This window comes from Bartonella sp. AP58NXGY (genome assembly GCF_042195785.1).
In the GTDB taxonomy this organism is placed as follows: domain Bacteria; phylum Pseudomonadota; class Alphaproteobacteria; order Rhizobiales; family Rhizobiaceae; genus Bartonella.
Genome location: NZ_JBHIOY010000228.1, coordinates 1 through 313, shown reverse-complemented (window position 1 = coordinate 313; position 313 = coordinate 1). Strand labels below are relative to the sequence as shown.

At 34.8% G+C, this 313-nt stretch carries 1 pseudogene; it reads right to left on the bottom strand.

Annotated features, from left to right (window positions below):
- Positions 1-102 precede the first annotated feature (102 nt).
- Positions 103-313, bottom strand: a pseudogene (locus tag ACFINC_RS10605) (hypothetical protein); the annotation flags it as partial.

The window sequence follows — 313 nt, the reverse complement described above, 5'->3', positions numbered from 1 at the left end:
AATAGGTATTATTAAGAAAAAATCAAGAATGCCCCCCAACAAACCCACCAAAACCACCGTGGACGCTACCGCCATACCGTAATGCATTTTATCCTCTTCCTTTTATAAATTGATTGATTGGGGTGCTTTAGTCACTTCTTCCAATTGCTGAATCTTCTTGTTGAGCCGAGAGGTTAAAATTTCACGAAGGATGATAATAACAGGAACCGTTGCTAAAATACATATCCATAAAAGAACAAAGAAAAAAAAGAAAATGGTAAGAGAGATAAATCTCTTCTCATCTGTCACAAAATTTATCTCTTCATAAAAAATC